The organism is Actinosynnema sp. NPDC091369 (assembly GCF_044757065.1).
Lineage (GTDB): Bacteria > Actinomycetota > Actinomycetes > Mycobacteriales > Pseudonocardiaceae > Actinosynnema.
The window spans coordinates 948,368-966,183 of record NZ_JBIVUG010000002.1; the positions used below are offsets into that span (position 1 = coordinate 948,368).

A 17,816-nucleotide genomic window follows, 5' to 3' on the forward strand; every position below is an offset into this window, starting at 1 on the left:
ACGGATGATGAAGTAGTTATCCGTGAGGGACGGTAGCCCCTTCTCACGGAAAAACACAACTCGTACCATGAGAGGGTGACCGACGAGCCTGTGCCGCCGCCCGCGCCGGGCGCGGAGGACCACCTCGCCCTCGACTTCGTCAACAGCGCCGTGGCGCTGCCGGGCGGGCAGTTCATCGACCTGCTCGGCACACCGGCGGCGACGAACCGGTGGCTGTTCGACCGCGGCCTCGCGCCGGCCGACGCCGGGGTGCGGGAGATGTGCGCGAGCCAGCTCCGCTCGTTGCGGGAGAACGTCAGGTCGTTGTTCGCGGCCCGCGTCGCCGGGGTGCCCGCCCTGTCGTCGGCCCTGTCCGCGGTCAACGACGCGTTGAGCAAAGCGCCCACGGCCGCCCTGTTGCAGTGGGACGAGAAGACCGGCCCCTACCGCGCGACGCCGTGCCCCACCAACGAGATCCTCGACCGGGCCCTCGCGACGCTCGCGGCCAACGCGGCCGACCTCCTCACCGGTCCCGACGCCGAACGCCTCACCCAGTGCGGCTCGCCACCGTGCAACCGCTACCTGCTGCGCCACGGTCGCCGCCACTGGTGCTCCACGCGCTGCGGCGACCGCGCCCGAGCCGCCCGCGCCTACGCCCGTCGCACGCAGAAAGCCGGCTGACGACCGAGGTGGCCGCGCACCGCGACGAGGGGAACTGCGGTGCTGAGGGCTGTCATCTTCATTGCTTCGGGCGTGTTCCTGATCGCGTTCGGCGGGTGGCTCGTCCTGGACGACAGGCGCCTGGTCGACGCGGAGGCGGAAGTGGTCTGACACCCACCACCGGCGGCGCGCTCACCACTGGATGTCGGTCAACGCCTCCAGCGGCGCGCGCTCGTCCAGCGATTCCGGCAAGACCAGCGTGTCCGCGGCCCGCAACGCCGCCGGGAACGTGAAGCCGCACCGCCGCTCCACCTCGTCCAGCCGCACCTGGAACACCCGGAACTCGTCCAGGTCCAGCGACTCCAGCTGGTTCAGGTTCTGCGTGAGCACGAACGCCCGCGCCGTCAGCGTGCCCGCCGAGACGAACGCGATCACCTTCCAGTACTCGCGCGGCAGCGCCACGCCGCGGAACACCCGGTCGTCCGGCTGGAACACCGGACCGCCGTAGACGCTCACCTTGAGGTCGTCGACGTCCACGTCGGACAGCACGGCGTCCTCCAGCCGACCCCACAGCCCCTGCCGCATGCTCTGGTTGAAGTCGTCCATCTGGGGCGTGATGTTGGTGAAGAAGAACGAGTCGACGTTCGCCCGCTCGGCCACCGCCTTCGGCCCCCACAGCAGGTCCGCGCGCCGCGCCAGGTGCCCGCGGTCGAGCCGGTTGCCCCGGTACAGCTCGTCGCCGACCTGGAACTCGGCCGGCAGCCGCGGGTCGAGCACGAACGGGATGCCGGTGCGGTTGATGGACTTCAGGTCACCGCCGTCGATGTTCCACGCCACCCAGAACGCGAAGCGCCGCGACTTGCTCTGCGCCAGCGAGAAGTGCGTGTAGTCGATCACGACCGACCCGTTCAGCTCGACCGCGTCCGCCCGGGTCGCCTCGCCCAGCTCCGGCACGCCCACCGGCGTGCCGAGGAAGTTCTCGTCGAACCCGACCAGCGCGGCGCGCGCCTGCGGTTCGCGCGGCGGCTTGAGCGTGATGCCGAGCTTCTCGAACACCGAGCCGGGCAGGCACGCCAGCGCGTGCTCGTCCGGGCTGTCCCCGGCCTCGCCCGCGAAGTGCAGGCCCGCCATGGTCCGGCCGGTCCGGCCGTTGGCCGCCTTGAACACCCACGCGGAGCCGGAGTCGCCGCCCATGCTGATCTCGCCGTCGGCGGCGGGGCGCGCCGGGTCCGGCCCGATCTCGAAGCAGCCGATCTGCCGCCGGCCCACGCCGGGCCCGTAGTCGATCTTGACGAGGGTGTCGACGCGCCGGACGACGCCGTGCGTGACGCCGGTCGTCCGCCCGCTCTTGACGACCTTGTCGCCCAGTTCCGGCTCGCCCAGCTCGTCGATCCGCACGCCCAGGTCGAGGATCTCCGACTCGAACCGCCGGTCCTCGATGGTGGCGACGGCGCAGTCCCCCGCCGCGCCCAGGTGCGACCGGACGAGCCGGCCGAGGCGGTTGCGGTCGGTGCGGTTGTCGTCGTGCACACCGGGCTGCACCACCTCCTCGCCGATGGCGCCGTTCGGGCCGTGCAGGACGTGCCAGTTGCTGAGCACGTACGGCGTGCCGTCGACCCGGTCGTGCACGACGCAGCCGACCGTGCCCGCGGAGACCCGCACGTGACCCACGCTCACGCCCGGCACCACGGGGTCGACGCGGGTCTTGCGCACGTCGCTGACCGTCTCCTCCACCACGTGGAAGTCGACGCGGTAGTCGCGCTGCAGCACGTCGGTGGGCACGGGGGCGCCGTCCACCTCGATCGTCTCCGGCAGCAGCGCGGTGCCCAGCGCCCGCAACGCCTCGGGCTCGGCCTTCTGCCGGACGGTGAACTGGATGGCGATCTCGTCCGTCGGCTTGCCGTCGGCGACCTTGTAGCCGATCCCGATCGAGGAGACGTTCGGGTCGCGCAGGTAGTCCGCGCCCTTGGTGCGCACGAACCGCCGCAGCGAGGCGGACAAACCGTTCTTCTTCTTGACCATGAGCGCAAACCCCCTGTGTGTGCGCGCCGGTGGCCTTGCTGTCGACGTCACCCGATCCGGTGTTAGCCCGAACCCGTCCCGTTCACCCATTCGAGGTACAGCTCGACCACTGAATGCAGTATCCAGTACCGAGAAGGCTGAAAGTTGACCATCGGACGACTGATCGTTGAACTCTGATCGGACCTGTTGCCCGCCCGTGTGCTCGTGCTGTGGTTCAAGGACGAGCACGTTCCCCGACGACACCCTGCCCTGTTGGAGGAGCCGTGAAGATCGGACATGCGGTGGTGGCGAGCGCGCTGTTGGCCGGCCTCGTCGCCCCCACCGCCCACGCCGCGCCCGTGCTGTACGCCGACCACCCGCAGGCCGTGGCCGGCAGCTACATCGTGGTGCTCAAGCGGCACTCGGACCTGGCCGCCGCCCGGTCCGCCGCGCCGCACGTCACGTTCACGTACGGGACGGCGCTTCCCGGGTTCGCGATGCGGGCCGGCGCGGCGGAGGCCCGGCGGCTGGCCGCCGACCCGCGCGTCGCCTACGTGGCCCAGGACGTGCGGGTCGGGCTGCCGGCGAACGACGTGGTGGCGCAGGACGTGGTGGCGCAGGACTTAGTGGCGCAGCCCGACCCGCCGTCGTGGGGGCTGGACCGGATCGACCAGCGCTCCCTGCCGCTGGACAGGAAGTACTTCCACCCGAGCACGGCGTCGTCGGTGCGCGCGTACATCTTCGGCACCGGCATCCGCTACACGCACCAGGAGTTCGACGGCGCGGCCGTGCCCGGCTTCGACGCGGTCGGCGGCGTCACCCCGCCCGGCAACGACTGCAACGGCCACGGCACGCACATGGCCGGCACGGTCGGCGGCCGGACCACCGGCGTGGCCAAGGACGTGACGCTGGTGTCCGTGCGGGTGCTGAACTGCCAGGGCTCCGGCACGTACTCGCAGATCATCGCCGGGATCGACTGGGCGACCCGGGACGCGGCGGCCAGTGGCCGGCCCGCGGTCGCGCTGATGACGCTCGGCGGTGCGGCGAACCAGGCGTTCAACGACGCCATCACCCGGTCGATCAACGCGAACGTGCACTACTCGGTGGTGTCCGGCGGGTCGAACGCGGACGCGTGCGCGTTCTCCCCCGGCAGCACGCCGTTGGCGACGACGGTGGGCGCGACGGACGCCAACGACGCGAAGGCGAGCTTCTCCAACTACGGGTCGTGCATCGACGTGTGGGCGCCGGGCGTGAACATCACGTCGGCGTGGGGGACTTCGGACACCGCGTACTCGACCATCAGCGGGTCGACGGCGTCGGCGCACGCGGCGGGGGTGGCGGCGTTGTGGCGGCACCGGTTCCCGGGTGATTCGGCGATGGCGGTGGCGGAGGCGTTGCGGGCCAACGCGACGCCCGGCGTGATCACCAACCCGGGCGCGGGGTCGCCGAACCTGTTGCTGTTCATGGGGATGATCCCGGTGTAGGGCTACAGCAGGCCCCGGTCGCGGGCGTAGACGGCGGCCTGCGTGCGGTCGCGCAGGCCGAGCCGGCCGAGGATGCGGGAGACGTGGTTCTTCACCGTGCCCTCGCTCACGTGCAGGCGTCCGGCGATCTCGCGGTTCGTGCGGCCGGTGGCGACCAGCCGCAGCACGTCCACTTCGCGTTCGGTGAGCCCGTCGGGGCGTCCGCTCGTCACGGCGGACGCCAGGCGGGCCGCCGCAGCCGGGTCGAACTGGACCACGCCGGAGTGCGCGAGCCGGACCGCGGCGGCGAGCTCGGCCGCCGGGCGGTCCTTGAGCAGGTAGCCGCTCGCGCCGCCCTTCAGCGCCCGGACCACGTACTCCTCGTCGTCGAACGTGGTCAGCATGACCACCTTGGCCCGTTCGCGGCGCAGGAGGCCGAGCGCGTCGATGCCGTCCAGCACGGGCATCCGCACGTCCATCAGCACGACGTCCGGGTCGCGCTCCCCGACCACCTCGACCGCAGCCCGCCCGTCACCGGCCGTGCCGACGACCGTGATGCCGGGTTGGAGGTCGAGCAGGGCGGCGATGCTCTCGCGGATGAGCTGCTGGTCGTCCACGACGACCACGCGCACGTCGTCGGTCACGCCGTCCCCCTCGGCACGACCACGGTCAGCCGGGTGCTCGCGGCGCACGTGACGTCGACCGTTCCGCTGACCTGCGCGATCCGTTCGCGGAGCCCGCGCAGGCCGAACCCCTCGCGTTCCGGCGCGAACCCGGGCCCGTCGTCCTCGACCACGAGCCGCGCTTCGCGCGGTCCGCAGTGCACCATGACGGTGACGCCGGAGCCGCCGTGCCGCACCGCGTTCGTGATGCCTTCCTGCGCGGCCCGGAAGAGCGCGAGCAAGGTGCCGGTCGCGTACCGGGACTCGTCACCCGTGCAGGTGACGTCCACCTCGAGCGGGTCGGCGAGCCGCACCAGCGCGTCACCCAACCGGAAGGGCTCGCGGAGCGCCTTCACGGACGTGCGCACGTCCTCCAACGCCTGCCGCGCCGACTGCCGCGCGTCCTCGATCGCCCGATCCGCCACCGCGGCGTCGTGGTCGCGGAACGCCACGGCCTTCTCCAGCAGCACCGACACCGCCGTGAGGTGGTGCCCGATCGCGTCGTGGACCTCCCGCGCCACCCGATTCCGCTCCGCCGCCGCCGACATCTCCGCCATCGCCAACGCCAAGACGACCCCGATCCCGAACATCACCAGGTCGGACACGTGCTCCACCGACCGCGTCCACCCGGGCACCGTCACCTGGAACGCCCCGACCAGGAACCCGGCCACCCCAACCCCCACCGCGACCGCCACCACCCGCCCGAACGCGAAGTACGCCGCGAACGGCAACAGCAAGAAGAGGACCCGCCCCATCCCCGACCCATCCGCAAACGCAACCACCACCACCAACCCCGCCCGCAACCCCAACCCCAACCCCGCCCCCAACCGCCACCCGACCACGTCGACCACCACGAGCCCGACCAACCCACCAGCGAACCCCAACCACCACACCTCCCCCAACCCAACCAACCCCGCATACCCACCGACCACCAACACCACCCCGCAGAGCAGGGGCGACAACCACGGCAGAGGACGCACACGGGCAGGCTACGTCCCCCACCGCCATCCCCGACCCAATTCCCCCGGATCCTCCCGATCCCATCTCGCAGCCTTCCCGTGCCGCACCGGGCCCGCCGGTCGTTCAGGCACCCAGGCCGTTCGGCCGCTGGACCCGATGGCTCGCGGCACGCGGATCGCTCAGGCAGACGGTCGTCGCGACCTGAGCGGGGACTGTGAGCTCGTCTTCTTCAGTCCCGGCGGTGATGCACGCCCCGGTTGATCATGGAAGCAACCCTTGGTTGATCATCACTCCTGCGACAGAAGGATGTTCGACCAAGGGCTGCGTGATCAGTGTGCACCCTCCCGACCGCAACCGGTCGCCAGGGGCATTGTCCGGGTTCCGGCGGAAGTTCAACCGGTGTCCGACCCGTCGGGCGGACGGGTTGTTCGAGCTCGCCGACGCCGTGTTGTGGGCCGGTGCGCACGCTGGTCGGCCTGTCGCTGGCGCCGGAGCACCGGCGTGGTCACGGTGGTCTCTGCTACGCGGTGAACAACGGCCGTACCGAGGTCGACCGGTTACACGAAGCGTTGGTGCGGCTGCCGTTGCCACGTGCCGCCGACTGCCGCCTGGTGCTGGTGGTCGACATCTCCCCGTGACCGCAACCCGACGGCGCGACCTGGCCGGAACGCTCGCGATCAGGTCGAGGACCTTGCGACGGAACTCCGGCGGGTAACTCCTGGGCAGCCGACCTCTTCTCGAGGACATCAGCATGACAGTCCAGTAACCCGACTCCACAGAACCCAGAGCACATCACCCCACGAAGCCGGGGCGGTTCAGCTACCCGACTCGACGTCCGCCGCGACAACGGCTGGGCGGCATCGTCAACCAACACCCCACGCTCCCGAACTGCACGGACGACAGTTCGGGCCGGCACAACGCCAGGTCAGAGACTCCGCAGCGTGCACGTCCGATGGACGTTGCCGCCGCCAACCAGCCCTTCCGGTGCCGTGCCGGTTGATCGATTGATGGCCCGACCAGCGGGAGTCTTCCGTTCTACCGTCCGGCGACGATCGGGCGGCGCTGCGAGTCAGGGTCGCCGAGCGATCCGCACCGGCCGACGATCGTCCGCGCCGGATGATCGGGCCGTTCGGGCGTGCACCGGGTGATGCCGTACCAGCGCTGCAAACTGGAGACTCCACTGTGGTGTGACGCGTCCAGCCAAAAATGCTGGAAGGTAACGCTCCATGTGGTCCGGCCGGGTGATGTAGCACCCGGTCGAACGGTTCTGAGGCTTTGACCGGGTAGCCGGTCACCTCGCGGGCATCCCCGGTCCGGAAGCCCCGACGCGGACCGTGCCGGCCGGTCCAGCAGCACGTTCGGGACGACAGAACAGGAAACGACTTCATGTCAACCGAATCCCACATGGCGAAGTCGCAAGCAGAGAAGTGTCGGGCACCCGGCTTCGGCATGCCGACGGCCCGTGCGGTCGTGGTGGCCCGAACGGCGTTCGCCGCCGCCGCGCCGCCGCCGCTCGCCGAGACGGTCCCCGAGGTGTTCCAGGCGCCGGAGATCGCCGCGTACCCGGAATGCACATCGTCATGACAGCCGTGGACGAACGGCACGCAGGCCGCCTGCGTGTGATCTTCCGGTTGCGCATCGCAGACGGCGCGGAGGAACGGTTCCTGGCCGCCTACCGGCAGGTTTCCCATCAGGTGTCCGAAGTAGACGGCTACCTCGGTGACCAGCTGTGCCAGTCGGAGGACGATCCCGCCGACTGGGTGATCACCAGCGAGTGGTCGAGCCCGGCGCACTTCCACGAGTGGGAGGCCACTCCCGGCCACCGCGAGATCGCGGCTCCGCTGATGGCGTGCGTGACGGCGAGGGATTCGCTGCGCTACCACGTCCGCCTCACCACCGCGGCGGCGTCCGAGTCAATCACGGTTGGAGGCTAGGTCGTGAACCGCTACGCGCTGACGTTCTCCGTGCGGCCGGGGTCGGAGGCCGAGGTGGCCGAGATCCTGTCCACCTACGCCGCACCACCCGCGGGCCGCCCGGAGGCCGCACGCCCGCTGCTGGACCGCACGTCGGTCTTCATGGCGGGCCAGGTCGTGGTGAGGGTCGTGGACATCACCTGCCCGCCTTCGGTGGCTATCCGGCACCTGGCCGGGCAACCGCAGATCCGGGCGGTCGAAGAACGGCTCAGACCGCACCTGGTCGAGGACCGCGACCTGTCCGACGACGACAGCCGCCGGCGTTTCCTGGCCACCTCGGTGATGCGGGTCGTGTCCTCGCGCAACGGCCACACCGGTCACATGGCCCGCACCGCCGCGCTCTACCAGGCGTTGCCGGGCCAGGGCCGCGAGGTCGCCCGCCTGCTCGGCGTCGACGGCGCGGGTTCCGGTTGCGGCTTGACGGTGTTCCGCCGCCGCGACTTGGTGGTGCGCCTGCTGGAGTCGGCCGAGGAGACGCCCGCCGTGCCGCTGGCGGGCCTGCTCGCGCCGCACGTGCAGCTGGCGCGCCCGATGACGTTGCTGACCGACCGAGTAGTAGGGGTGATGAGATGACCGGCCAACTTCACCGGATGGTGAGCACGTCCGACGCCACCCCCAACCGCAAGCGCGGCGGGGACATCCGGGTCCTGTTGAGCCCGACGACTGTCGGCGCGACGGGGGGATTCCTCGGCGTAACCCTTTTGGAGCCGGGTGAGCGGGTCAACGAGCACTACCACCCTTACTCCGAGGAGTTCCTGTACGTCGTGGAAGGCCGGGTCGATGTGGACCTCGACGACGTGCCGCACACCGTGCCGGCGGACCACGCGCTCCTGATCCCGATCGGGGTCCGCCACCGGGTGCGCAACACCGGACCCGGGCTTGCCCGCGTGGTGTTCCAGCTGTGTCCGCTCGCGCCTCGGCCGGAGCTGGGGCACGTCGACACGGAGCGGACGTCATGAGCCGCCGGGTGGCCGTGACCGGCCTGGGGGTGGTGGCACCGGGTGGCGTCGGGAGGAAGGCGTTCTGGGAGCTGCTGGTCTCGGGGCGCACCGCTACCCGGCCCATCAGCCTCTTCGACGCGGCGGGTTTCCGGTCCAGGATCGCCGCCGAGTGCGACTTCGACCCGGCCGATGCGGGGCTCGGCCCCACCGAGGTCGCACGCATGGACCGGTACGTCCAGTTCGCCGCTGTGGCCGCGGACGAGGCGTGGCGGCAGGCGGAGGTGGACGTGGCGGACCCCTGGCGGTTGGGCGTGTGCATGGGATCGGCGGTCGGCGGCACGACGCTGCTGGAGCAGGACTACGTGACGACCTCGCACGCGGGTGCCCGGTGGCTGGTCGACCCCGGCTTGGCGTCGCCGTTCCTGCACCGCGTCCTCTCACCGGCCACGCTGGCCGCCGAGGTCGCCGACCGGATCGGCGCGCGTGGGCCCGTGCGCACGGTGTCCACCGGCTGCACGGCCGGGCTGGACGCGGTGGGCCACGCCGCGCGGCTCATCGAGGAGGACCGGGCGGACGTGGTGGTCACGGGTGCGTCCGAGTCGCCGATCTCGCCGATCACGGTGGCCTGTTTCGACGCCATCCGCGCGACTTCCGCTCGCAATGACGATCCCGCGCACGCCGCCCGTCCGTTCGACCTCGACCGGGACGGGTTCGTGCTCGGCGAGGGTGCGGCGGTGCTGGTGCTGGAGGAGTTGGGGCACGCCCGCCGCCGGGGCGCGGTGGTGCACGCCGAGGTGGCGGGTTTCGCCACCCGCAGCAACGCCTATCACATGACCGGGTTGAAAGCGGACGGCGTCGAGATGGCCGAAGCGGTGCGGCGGGCCATGGACCAGGCCCGACTCGGGGTCGACGATATCGACTACATCAACGCGCACGGCTCGGGCACCCGGCAGAACGACCGGCACGAGACCGCGGCGTTCCGGCGGGTGTTCGGTGCGCGCGCGTACGGGGTGCCCGTGAGTTCGATCAAGTCCATGATCGGCCACTCGCTCGGTGCGATCGGCTCCATCGAGCTGGCGGCCTGCGTGCTGGCCCTGACCAGCGGCGTCGTCCCGCCGACCGCGAACCTGGACACGCCCGATCCGGAGTGCGACCTGGACTACGTGCCGCACACCGCCCGGGAACGGGACCTGCGCGCGGTGCTGTCGGTCGGAAGCGGCTTCGGTGGTTTCCAGTCTGCGGTGGTGCTGGCCCGGGGGGACCGGTCATGAGCGCCGTCGTCACCGGTCTCGGCGTGGTCACGCCGAGCGGTATCGGGGTCGACGAGTTCTGGCCGGCCGTGCGGGACGGGCACGTGGCCCTCGGGCCGGTGCGACGGATCGAGCCGAACCCGTACCCGGTGGTCGTGGCGGGCGAGGTCGACGGGTTCGAGCCGGACGGCTGGATCGACCCGCGGATCACCGTGCAGACAGACCGGTTCACCCACTTCGCGCTCGCCGCGGCGGGGATGGCGCTGCGTGACGCCGAGCTCGACCCGGCCACCGTTCCACCGTTCGGGTTCGGTGTGGTGACGGCGAGTTTCTCGGGCGGTGTGGAGTTCGGCCAGCGGGAGATCGAACGGCTCTGGAAGGACGGGCCCGGGCACGTCGGCCCCTATCAGTCGATCGCGTGGTTCTACGCCGCGTGCACCGGTCAGATCTCCATCGGCAACGGCCTGCGCGGGCCGTCGGGCGTGCTCGTCGCGGACGAGGCGGGCGGTCTGGACGCCTTCGCGGCGGCGGCCGGCGAACTGCGCCGAGGTGCCGAGGCGATGCTCGTCGGTGGCGCGGAAGCCCCGTTCTGCCCGTTCTCCGTGTGCTGCAACCTCGGGCTCGGCCTGTTGAGCACGGGTACGGACCCGGCTACCGCGTACCTCCCGTTCACCGCGCACGCGACCGGGTTCAGCCCGGCCGAGGGCGGCGCGATGGTCGTGGTCGAGGACGAGGACGCCGCGCGCGGGCGAGGTGCCAACGCACGGGCGGTAGTCGCCGGTCACTGCGCCACCTACACCGGCTCGCAGCACCTCGACCTGTCCACCGAAGGGTTGCGGCGGGCCGCAGAGGGCGCGTTGGACGAAGCCGGCCTCAAGCCCGGCGACGTGGATGTGGTCTTCCTCGACGCGTTGGCCGATCCACGCGCCGACGACGCCGAAGCTGGGGCCTTGAGCCTCCTGTTCGGCGAACGCGCCGACCGGGTGCCGATGACCGCGCCCAAGACCGGGTACGGGCGCTGCTACGCGGGCGCGGCGGTGCTCGACGTCGCCGTCGCCGTCCTGGCGATGGAGCACGGCGAAGTGCCTCCCACGCCGGGCGTGCACGACTACCGGTTCGACTTCGACCTCGTCACCGGAGCATCCCGCCCGGCCGACATCCGCACCGCCTTGGTCCTGTCCCGAGGTCTGTACGGCGGGAACTCGGCGCTGGTGCTCCGGCGTCCGGAACCGATCAGAGGAGATGACTGACGTGGACACGAACCTTTCCCCCGACGACCTGGCCGCGTTGATCAGCCGGTGCACCGGTGTCACCGTGACCGGTGAGCAGGTCACCGACTCCGCCCGCACCTTCGACGACCTCGGCGTCGACTCCCTTGGCCTGATGGGTGTCGTGGCCGAGCTGCAACGCAACCACGGCATGCCCCGCGACGTCGAACTGGAACCGAGCCAGTCACCGCGGGAGCTGCTGACCCTGCTCGCCGGGAGGGCGTGACATGGCCGGGCACACCGAGAACGAGATCGTCATCAACGCTCCGATCGACTTGGTCTGGGAGCGCACCAACGACGTCGAGAGCTGGCCGGACCTGTTCAGCGAGTACTCGTCGGCACAAGTCCTGGAGCGGGACGGGAATCGGGTCGTCTTCCGGCTCACCATGCACCCGGACGCGGACGGCAACGTGTGGACGTGGGTGTCCGAACGCGTCGCCGACCCCACCACGAGGACGGTCACCGCGCGACGCGTCACGACCGGCCCGTTCGAGCGGATGGACATCCGCTGGACCTACGAGCAGGTCGACGGCGGCGTGCGGATGCGGTGGACGCAGGACTTCGCGATGAAGCCCGACGCGCCCGTGGACGACACCGCCATGACCAGGCGCATCAACGACAACAGCCGCGTTCAGATGGCACTGATCAAGCAGAAGGTGGAGGAGTTCGCGTGCACCGCACCCTGATCGTCGCTCGCATGGTCCCGGACACGGCCGACAAGATCGCGGCGGTGTTCGCGGACTCCGACCACAACTCCGGTCTGGCCGAAGTGATCGGGGTGCGAGCACGCAGCCTGTTCCAGTTCGGCGGGCTGTACCTGCACCTGATCGAGGGCGAGCGGCCGTTGGCGGAGGCGGTGGCCGAACACCGCCACGACCCCCGGTTCAAGCGGATCAGCGAGGACCTGAGCCCGTTCGTCAGCGCGTACGACCCGGAGGCGTGGCGCGAGCCGAAGGACGCCATGGCGCACGAGTTCTACCGGTGGGAGCGGCATGTCTGACAGCACCGGTCGGCGCATCCCGGTGCTGATCGTCGGCGGTGGTGTGACCGGGCTGTCCGCGGCGGTGTTCCTGGCTTGGTACGGCGTCCCGGCGCTGCTGGTGGAACGCCGTACCAAGCCACTGGACGAACCGAGGGCACGCGCGCTGCACCCCCGCACCATGGAGCTCTACCGCGCGGTGGGTCTGGAGGGTGCCATCCGGGAGGTGCGGTCACCGATCGCCGGCCACGACGTCGTCGCGCACGCCGAGACCTTGGCCGGACCGGAGCTCCTGCGGCTGCCCAACCACCTGGATGCCGACGCCGGCTCACTCAGCCCGTGCAAGTGGGCAACCATCGACCAGAACCAGCTCGAGCCGGTGCTGCGCGACCGTGCCGTGTCGGCCGGGATCGATGTGCGGTACGCCACCGAGGTCGTGGCGGTGGACGACAGGCCGGATGGAGTCGTCGCGTTGCTGCGCTCCCGCCGCACCGGGCACGAACAACTCGTGCGCGCCGACTACCTCGTCGCGGCGGACGGGTCGCACAGCCCTGTCCGCCGCATGCTCGGCATCGGGCACGACGGCCCGGGGACGCTCGCCCGCAAGGTGAACGTCTACTTCGACGCCGACCTGCGGGAACCGTTGCGCGGGCGCAGGGTCATCGTGATGACCCTGCGCAATCCCTCCGTGCACGGCTTCCTCAGCTCGATCGACGGCATGAAGCGTTGGCGGTTCGCCATCTCGCTCAAGCCCGACGAGGACACCTCGATCAACGAGACCGAGAGCGTCCGGCTGGTCCGGGCGGCCATAGGCGTGGACACCCTGCCGATCGTCATCGACAGGGTGTCCGACGTGCCGTGGGAGATCGCCGGCCGCGTCACGCGCCGGATGTGCACCGGCCGCGTCTTCATCGCGGGCGACGCTGCCCACACCATGCCGCCGGTCGGCACGTTCGGTGTGGCGACAGGTGTGCAGGACGCGTTCAACCTGGCGTGGAAGATCGGCCTGCACCACCGCGGCCTGACCGGACCCGGAATGCTCCTGAGCTACGAGGCCGAGCGCCTGCCCGTGGCGCGGCACACGACCCGGATGACCGCGGAACGGTACTGCCTGGTCAACGGAGGCCCCGGCGACGTGCGGGAAAGCGCCGTGCGGCAACGGATGATGATGTTCGGCTACACCTACCCCGCCGGCGCTTTCGTGCCCGACGACGTCACGCCGCACCTGGTGGAGGACCCCGACCACCCGTCCGGCGCGCCGGGTGCCCGTGCCCCGCACATCCCCTTGGCGCACGACAGTGGCATGACGTCGATCACCGAGCTGATCGGCCAGGGGTTCGTGCTGCTGACCGGCTCCACCGGGTGGGAACGCGCGGCGGCCGACGTCGCCGCCCGATCCGGCGTCCGCATCGACCACTACCGGATCGGCGACTCCCTGCGTGACACGACGGGCACGTTCCACCGCCGTTACGGGATCACCGACGGCGGGGCCGTGCTCATCCGCCCGGACGGTTTCATCGCCTGGCGCACCCGGACGACCGACCCCGAGGCCCTCGCCGGTGCAGTCGACCGCGTGCTGTTCCGCTGAACCCCGCGGTCGGTCATCAAGCCTGTTGTCCGATCGGTCACCCGACCGTGACGAGGAGTCCGCTCCGGCGACGGCCGTGACAGCCGGGGCGCGGGACGGTGGACCCGGTCCGACCGGTGCGGGTCACGATGTCGGCTGCGGACCATGCACGGCGCTCTTGACAGCGCGTCGACGGCGTGCACGGGCGGCCGGTTCGAGTTCGGTGAACGCGCCGGCTACCTGGGAGGCCCGTGCATTGGCCGCTCAGAGGCACGCCAGCGCGGGGAAGAGTCGGAGTGCGTTGTCCCGGTTGACACAGCCGCGCAGTCCCGCGTCCAGCGCGGGATCGGCGTCGAAGACCGCGGTCGTGTCGGCCAGTTGCGCGGTCGACGTCGCAGGCCAGTCGCTGCCGTAAAGCAGGTGAGTCGGACTCACTGAGGTCAGGAGCGTCGGCGTCGAGTGCGAGGACATCGGCGCTGCCGTGTCGTAATAGAACCGTCGCAGGTAGTCGTCCAGCCTGCCCGGCGGGAGGGGCGGGTCGAAGCGGTCGGCGTTCAGACTCACCCGGTCGGCGACGTAGGGCAGGAATCCTCCGCCGTGCGGCAGGACGACAGTGACGTTCGGGAAGCGGTCGAGCGTGCCGTGTACCACCAGGTTCAGCGCGGCCCGCGTCGTGTCGAGCGGGTAGTCGCACACGTAGCCCGGCACCCCCGGCACGACGGCCTGGTCTGGCGTGCTTCCGGGCAGGTCCGTCGGGTGCAGCACCAGGACGCTGCGCAGCGCGTCGAGCTCGGCCAGCAGGGGGTCGAAGGCCGGGTCGCCGATGTAGGTGCCGTCGCGGCCGTGTGTGAACGCCTGGCACCCCACCGCGCCCATCTCCGCGCCGGTCCGCACCGACCACACGTCGAGGTCCACGTCGTCCAGACGCGCGCGCGACAGGAACGCGAACCGCCCGGGATATGCGTCGGCCAGCTCGCGCACCTCGCGGTACGCGATCAGGAGACCTTCCTTGTACTGATCCCCGTCACGGTAGCGGGCGGCGGGCATCGCCACCGACAGGATCGCGGTTCCGACGCCGACACCATCCATTGCGGACAGCGCCGCGCCGTCGTCCCACTCGGCCCACCAAGGCAGCGGCGAGAGGGTGACGATGCCTTGTTCCTCCGCCCACCGCAGCCACCCGGGCGGTGTGCAGTGGTGGTGGACGTCGATGCGCCGGTCCCGGTGCTCGTCCCCCGACGACGACGCCGAACCAGGGTGGACGAGCGAACCGACACCGCCCACCCCCCCGATCAGCACCGATCGCCGAGAGACCACGCCCACGACCGCCTCCTCGGTTCCCGCCGCACTGCATCCGACTTCCAGCATCGAACCGCGCCCGCACACCCGCAAGGCCACCACCGCGATAGCACCCCTTAGTGTCCACACGCCCAACTCCCCGTGACACCGCTACGGCCGCGATCGCACCGGTCCGGATCGATGGTGCTGTCGTGACTGAACGCCCGTCCCCGTTTGCTCCTCCGCGGTCTCGATGTGCCGCGGTGCGGCCCGACGTACCAGGACGTTCGCGCGGCCCGCTGCCCCGGGCGAGCGAGGATGCCGGCGATGAACTCAACGGTCACCGGCTAGTGTGCTGACAGACCGGTGATAGGCAGATCGTTAGTACCCACCGTTTTCCCTTGGTAGGGGTGGTTGCCGCAGTGCTACCGGGGCAGGCGGACGCCGCGGCGCCACACCTCGGCGATCGCGGCGGTGGCGGCGATGTCCAGGGTCGGGTCGCCGTCGACGAGAATGAGGTCGGCGCGCAGCCCTAGTGCGACGCGGCCGCGATCGGCCAGTCGGAAATGCCGTGCCGGCACGCTGGTGGCCGCGGCGAGCACCTCCTCGTTGCCGAGCCCGGCTTCGGTGAGCAGGGCAAGCTCGCGGTGCACGGCGGCGCCGTGCACGGGGGCGAACGGGTTGGCGTCGGTGCCCGCCAGCAGTGGCACGCCGGCTTGGTGCAGGATCCGGGCGGCGTGGACGGCGTTCTCGGCGCAGCCGGGCAGCGCGTGGTCGGCCGATCCCGGCTGCCCGGTGATCGCCTCGAAGTAGGCCAGGGTGGTAACGACGAACACGCCCTGCGTGGCGATCCGGGCGGCCAGGTCATAGCCGACGGGATCGTCGGGTCCAGCGTCGGCGAACACATGGGCCAGGCCGTCGACTCCGGCGTCCAGGGCGATGGTCACCTCCCGCGCGGTGATCGCGTGCGCGATGGTGAGCAGGCCGTAGTCGTGGGCTGCCTCGACGAGCGCGGCCACGACTTGCGGTGTCAACGCGGGGAGCCGGCTGCCGTGCACCGCGCCGTCGTCGACGACGATCTTCAGATAGTCGATCCCCTCGGCCAGCCGTGCTTCGACGAACCGCCTTGCCTGGCCGGGGTCCGCGATGGTGTCGAACCCGCCGACGGCATCGCCGAACGCTTCCAGGGTCGAGGCGTCGAACCCCGCCATCAGCTGGCTGGGGTGCCCGCCAGGGGCGGTGGCGAGCATCCCGGCACTGCGCAGATCCGCCACTTCGTCGCCCGCGGCCAGTTCCCGCTGCCTGGACAGGTTGTCGGGCAGGCAGAACATGTCCAACTCGGTGGTGACACCGAAGGTCAACGCCTGGGCCAGGCTGCCATCGAAGGTGTGCGTGTGGGCGTCGATCAGACCGGGAAGCAGGGTCTTGGATGAGCCGTCGACTTCGACGTCGGCCGGGAGGCCGTCGGGTTCGGTGATCCGGTCTCCATCGATCATGATGTCGGCGCGAGGGATGGTCCGCTCACCGTCGAACACCCGTGCATCACGGATCAAAGTACGCATCGGTCCTCCTGGGAGTGGAGTGCCGAGGCAGGCTGCCTCGGCGTCACGCGACCCAAGAGGCGGGACGGGGCTCCGGGTGTGACACGGACAGCCGGTCCTGGAGGCGTAGATCACAATCGTCGCAACCGCGTCACACTCGAGTCACCGACGCACCTCTCATCAAGCGAACCGGTAAAGAGGAGGACGTCCGCCATGACTGAGCAGCCTGTGCACGCGGCCACCGACCACGCGACCCGGGTGTTCGTCGATTATCGGGAACTGCTGTTCTCGGTCGTCTACAACATCCTCGGCAGCGTCGCGGACACGGAGGACGTACTACAGGAGGCGTGGCTGTCCTGGGCGGCCCGGACCCGCCGGCGCGCCGGCGAGCGGGTCGACAACCCGCGTGCCTACCTCGTGCGCATCGCGGTGAACCACGCACTGGCCAAGCGTGCGGAGATTGACCGGCGAAGGGAGACTTACGTCGGGCAGTGGCTACCCGAACCGGTCATCACCCCGCCGGCGGACACCGGCGGCGAAGGCGACGCGGCGGACTCGGCGGTCCGTGCCGAGTCCGCCTCGATGGCGCTGCTCGTGGTGCTGGAAACCCTGACCCCGGCAGAGCGCGCCGTCTTCGTGCTGTATGAGGTGTTCGGCTACCCCCACGCCGAGATCGCCGAAATACTCGGCCGCAGCCCCGCCGCGGTACGCCAGCTCGCACACCGCGCGCGCGAACACGTACATGCCCGACGCCCCCGCTATCACGCCGACCCCCGGCTGCGCCGCGAGGTCACCGAGCGATTCCTGTCCGCCGCGCTCGGCGGTGACCTGGAAACACTCCTCCAGGTCCTCGCGCCCGATGTGACACTGTGGACAGACGGCGGCGGAAAGGGTCCGGCCACCAGCCTGCAGCCGATCCACGGCCGGGACACCGTTGCCGGCACCCTGCTGGCTGTCGCGGCCAACGTCGGCGACAGCCTCGCCATCCGCCACCAGCGGGCCAACGGCGACCCTTCCGTGGTGCTCTTCGAAAAGGGATCGCCCTTCGCCGTCCTCGTTTTGGACCTGTCACCCGACAACCACCAGGTATGCGGGGTCTACTCGGTCACCAACCCCGACAAACTCGCGCGGATCCGAAACGGTGAGCACCCCCGTCAGTCGCGCTCCCGCTGATCGCGGTGAACATCAGTGCTCCAGCCGGGACTGTAAAACGAGTGGTGTAACTCCTGATCAAGGATGCGCACCTGATGACCGAGATGATGTCCGGCGTGGAGCACGCCGATGACACGACGCC

At 70.6% G+C, this 17,816-nt stretch carries 19 protein-coding genes; 14 read left to right on the forward strand and 5 right to left on the reverse strand.

Translation table 11 applies throughout. From position 1 onward, the window contains the following. The first annotated feature begins 75 nt into the window (after positions 1-75). Positions 76-660, forward strand: coding sequence for a CGNR zinc finger domain-containing protein (locus tag ACIQMJ_RS12385; protein ID WP_499761032.1), 585 nt, complete (start codon positions 76-78; stop codon positions 658-660). Between the two features lie 171 nt (positions 661-831). On the opposite strand, the gene ACIQMJ_RS12390 is transcribed toward ACIQMJ_RS12385, so the two are convergent. After that, entirely contained in the window at positions 832-2,661 is a 1,830-nt protein-coding gene (locus ACIQMJ_RS12390; protein ID WP_499761033.1) for a DNA/RNA non-specific endonuclease, read from the reverse strand. Positions 2,662-2,924: 263 nt separating this feature from the next. Here ACIQMJ_RS12390 and ACIQMJ_RS12395 point away from each other — a divergent pair, with 263 nt between their 5' ends. Further along, complete coding sequence (locus tag ACIQMJ_RS12395; protein WP_499761034.1) at positions 2,925-4,124, forward strand: S8 family peptidase; 1,200 nt, start codon at positions 2,925-2,927, stop codon at positions 4,122-4,124. A 2-nt stretch (positions 4,125-4,126) separates the two neighbouring features. Here the strand turns inward: ACIQMJ_RS12395 and ACIQMJ_RS12400 are convergent, their stop codons facing one another. After that, positions 4,127-4,747: a response regulator gene (locus tag ACIQMJ_RS12400; RefSeq protein WP_499761035.1), complete on the reverse strand. Its 621-nt coding sequence runs from the start codon at positions 4,745-4,747 to the stop codon at positions 4,127-4,129. After that, positions 4,744-5,658, reverse strand: a complete 915-nt coding sequence (locus ACIQMJ_RS12405; protein WP_499761071.1) for a sensor histidine kinase — start codon at positions 5,656-5,658, stop codon at positions 4,744-4,746. The genes ACIQMJ_RS12400 and ACIQMJ_RS12405 overlap by 4 nt, the downstream gene beginning before the upstream one ends. Positions 5,659-6,183: 525 nt before the next feature. Between ACIQMJ_RS12405 and ACIQMJ_RS12410 the strand changes: the two genes are divergently transcribed. The 11 genes from ACIQMJ_RS12410 (at position 6,184) to ACIQMJ_RS12460 (ending at position 13,724) form a co-directional block, all read left to right on the forward strand. Next, positions 6,184-6,363, forward strand: a complete 180-nt coding sequence (locus ACIQMJ_RS12410; RefSeq protein ID WP_499761036.1) for a transposase — start codon at positions 6,184-6,186, stop codon at positions 6,361-6,363. Between the two features lie 748 nt (positions 6,364-7,111). Beyond that, positions 7,112-7,309: a hypothetical protein gene (locus tag ACIQMJ_RS12415; RefSeq protein WP_499761037.1), complete on the forward strand. Its 198-nt coding sequence runs from the start codon at positions 7,112-7,114 to the stop codon at positions 7,307-7,309. Beyond that, positions 7,306-7,659: an antibiotic biosynthesis monooxygenase family protein gene (locus tag ACIQMJ_RS12420; RefSeq protein ID WP_499761038.1), complete on the forward strand. Its 354-nt coding sequence runs from the start codon at positions 7,306-7,308 to the stop codon at positions 7,657-7,659. The genes ACIQMJ_RS12415 and ACIQMJ_RS12420 overlap by 4 nt, the downstream gene beginning before the upstream one ends. A 3-nt stretch (positions 7,660-7,662) precedes the next feature. Next, complete coding sequence (locus ACIQMJ_RS12425) at positions 7,663-8,271, forward strand: SchA/CurD-like domain-containing protein (RefSeq protein ID WP_499761039.1); 609 nt, start codon at positions 7,663-7,665, stop codon at positions 8,269-8,271. Beyond that, positions 8,268-8,657 (forward strand): cupin domain-containing protein, encoded by a 390-nt coding sequence (locus ACIQMJ_RS12430; RefSeq protein WP_499761040.1) that lies wholly within the window; start codon positions 8,268-8,270, stop codon positions 8,655-8,657. Before ACIQMJ_RS12425 ends, ACIQMJ_RS12430 begins: the two co-directional genes overlap by 4 nt. Further along, positions 8,654-9,910, forward strand: a complete 1,257-nt coding sequence (locus ACIQMJ_RS12435) for a beta-ketoacyl-[acyl-carrier-protein] synthase family protein (protein WP_499761041.1) — start codon at positions 8,654-8,656, stop codon at positions 9,908-9,910. The genes ACIQMJ_RS12430 and ACIQMJ_RS12435 overlap by 4 nt, the downstream gene beginning before the upstream one ends. After that, a complete protein-coding gene (locus tag ACIQMJ_RS12440; protein ID WP_499761042.1) occupies positions 9,907-11,139 on the forward strand; it encodes a beta-ketoacyl synthase N-terminal-like domain-containing protein in 1,233 nt (410 codons plus the stop codon). The genes ACIQMJ_RS12435 and ACIQMJ_RS12440 overlap by 4 nt, the downstream gene beginning before the upstream one ends. A 1-nt stretch (position 11,140) precedes the next feature. Further along, on the forward strand, positions 11,141-11,383 hold the full coding sequence (locus ACIQMJ_RS12445) for an acyl carrier protein (protein WP_499761043.1): 243 nt from the start codon (positions 11,141-11,143) through the stop codon (positions 11,381-11,383). 1 nt (position 11,384) lies between these two features. Then, on the forward strand, positions 11,385-11,843 hold the full coding sequence (locus ACIQMJ_RS12450; protein WP_499761044.1) for an SRPBCC family protein: 459 nt from the start codon (positions 11,385-11,387) through the stop codon (positions 11,841-11,843). Then, a complete protein-coding gene (locus ACIQMJ_RS12455) occupies positions 11,828-12,157 on the forward strand; it encodes a TcmI family type II polyketide cyclase (RefSeq protein WP_387500212.1) in 330 nt (109 codons plus the stop codon). The genes ACIQMJ_RS12450 and ACIQMJ_RS12455 overlap by 16 nt, the downstream gene beginning before the upstream one ends. Then, entirely contained in the window at positions 12,150-13,724 is a 1,575-nt protein-coding gene (locus ACIQMJ_RS12460; protein WP_499761045.1) for an FAD-dependent monooxygenase, read from the forward strand. The genes ACIQMJ_RS12455 and ACIQMJ_RS12460 overlap by 8 nt, the downstream gene beginning before the upstream one ends. A gap of 243 nt (positions 13,725-13,967) precedes the next feature. Here ACIQMJ_RS12460 and ACIQMJ_RS12465 read toward each other — a convergent pair whose 3' ends face one another. After that, positions 13,968-15,104, reverse strand: coding sequence for an amidohydrolase family protein (locus ACIQMJ_RS12465; protein ID WP_499761046.1), 1,137 nt, complete (start codon positions 15,102-15,104; stop codon positions 13,968-13,970). Positions 15,105-15,406: 302 nt separating this feature from the next. Continuing rightward, positions 15,407-16,543 (reverse strand): amidohydrolase family protein, encoded by a 1,137-nt coding sequence (locus ACIQMJ_RS12470; RefSeq protein ID WP_499761047.1) that lies wholly within the window; start codon positions 16,541-16,543, stop codon positions 15,407-15,409. Between the two features lie 192 nt (positions 16,544-16,735). Between ACIQMJ_RS12470 and sigJ the strand changes: the two genes are divergently transcribed. Then, positions 16,736-17,695, forward strand: coding sequence for an RNA polymerase sigma factor SigJ (gene sigJ, locus ACIQMJ_RS12475; RefSeq protein WP_499761048.1), 960 nt, complete (start codon positions 16,736-16,738; stop codon positions 17,693-17,695). The last annotated feature ends 121 nt before the right edge of the window (positions 17,696-17,816 follow it).

What these genes read in the sequence shown, in the direction of transcription:
- ACIQMJ_RS12415 (WP_499761037.1), top strand. Translation starts at nt 7,112, where the DNA reads ATGTCAACCGAATCCCACATGGCGAAGTCGCAAGCAGAGAAGTGTCGG.
- ACIQMJ_RS12440 (WP_499761042.1), top strand. Translation starts at nt 9,907, where the DNA reads ATGAGCGCCGTCGTCACCGGTCTCGGCGTGGTCACGCCGAGCGGTATC.
- ACIQMJ_RS12470 (WP_499761047.1), bottom strand. Translation starts at nt 16,543, where the DNA reads ATGCGTACTTTGATCCGTGATGCACGGGTGTTCGACGGTGAGCGGACC.
- ACIQMJ_RS12430 (WP_499761040.1), top strand. Translation starts at nt 8,268, where the DNA reads ATGACCGGCCAACTTCACCGGATGGTGAGCACGTCCGACGCCACCCCC.
- ACIQMJ_RS12390 (WP_499761033.1), bottom strand. Translation starts at nt 2,661, where the DNA reads ATGGTCAAGAAGAAGAACGGTTTGTCCGCCTCGCTGCGGCGGTTCGTG.
- ACIQMJ_RS12435 (WP_499761041.1), top strand. Translation starts at nt 8,654, where the DNA reads ATGAGCCGCCGGGTGGCCGTGACCGGCCTGGGGGTGGTGGCACCGGGT.
- ACIQMJ_RS12420 (WP_499761038.1), top strand. Translation starts at nt 7,306, where the DNA reads ATGACAGCCGTGGACGAACGGCACGCAGGCCGCCTGCGTGTGATCTTC.
- ACIQMJ_RS12450 (WP_499761044.1), top strand. Translation starts at nt 11,385, where the DNA reads ATGGCCGGGCACACCGAGAACGAGATCGTCATCAACGCTCCGATCGAC.
- ACIQMJ_RS12460 (WP_499761045.1), top strand. Translation starts at nt 12,150, where the DNA reads ATGTCTGACAGCACCGGTCGGCGCATCCCGGTGCTGATCGTCGGCGGT.
- sigJ (WP_499761048.1), top strand. Translation starts at nt 16,736, where the DNA reads ATGACTGAGCAGCCTGTGCACGCGGCCACCGACCACGCGACCCGGGTG.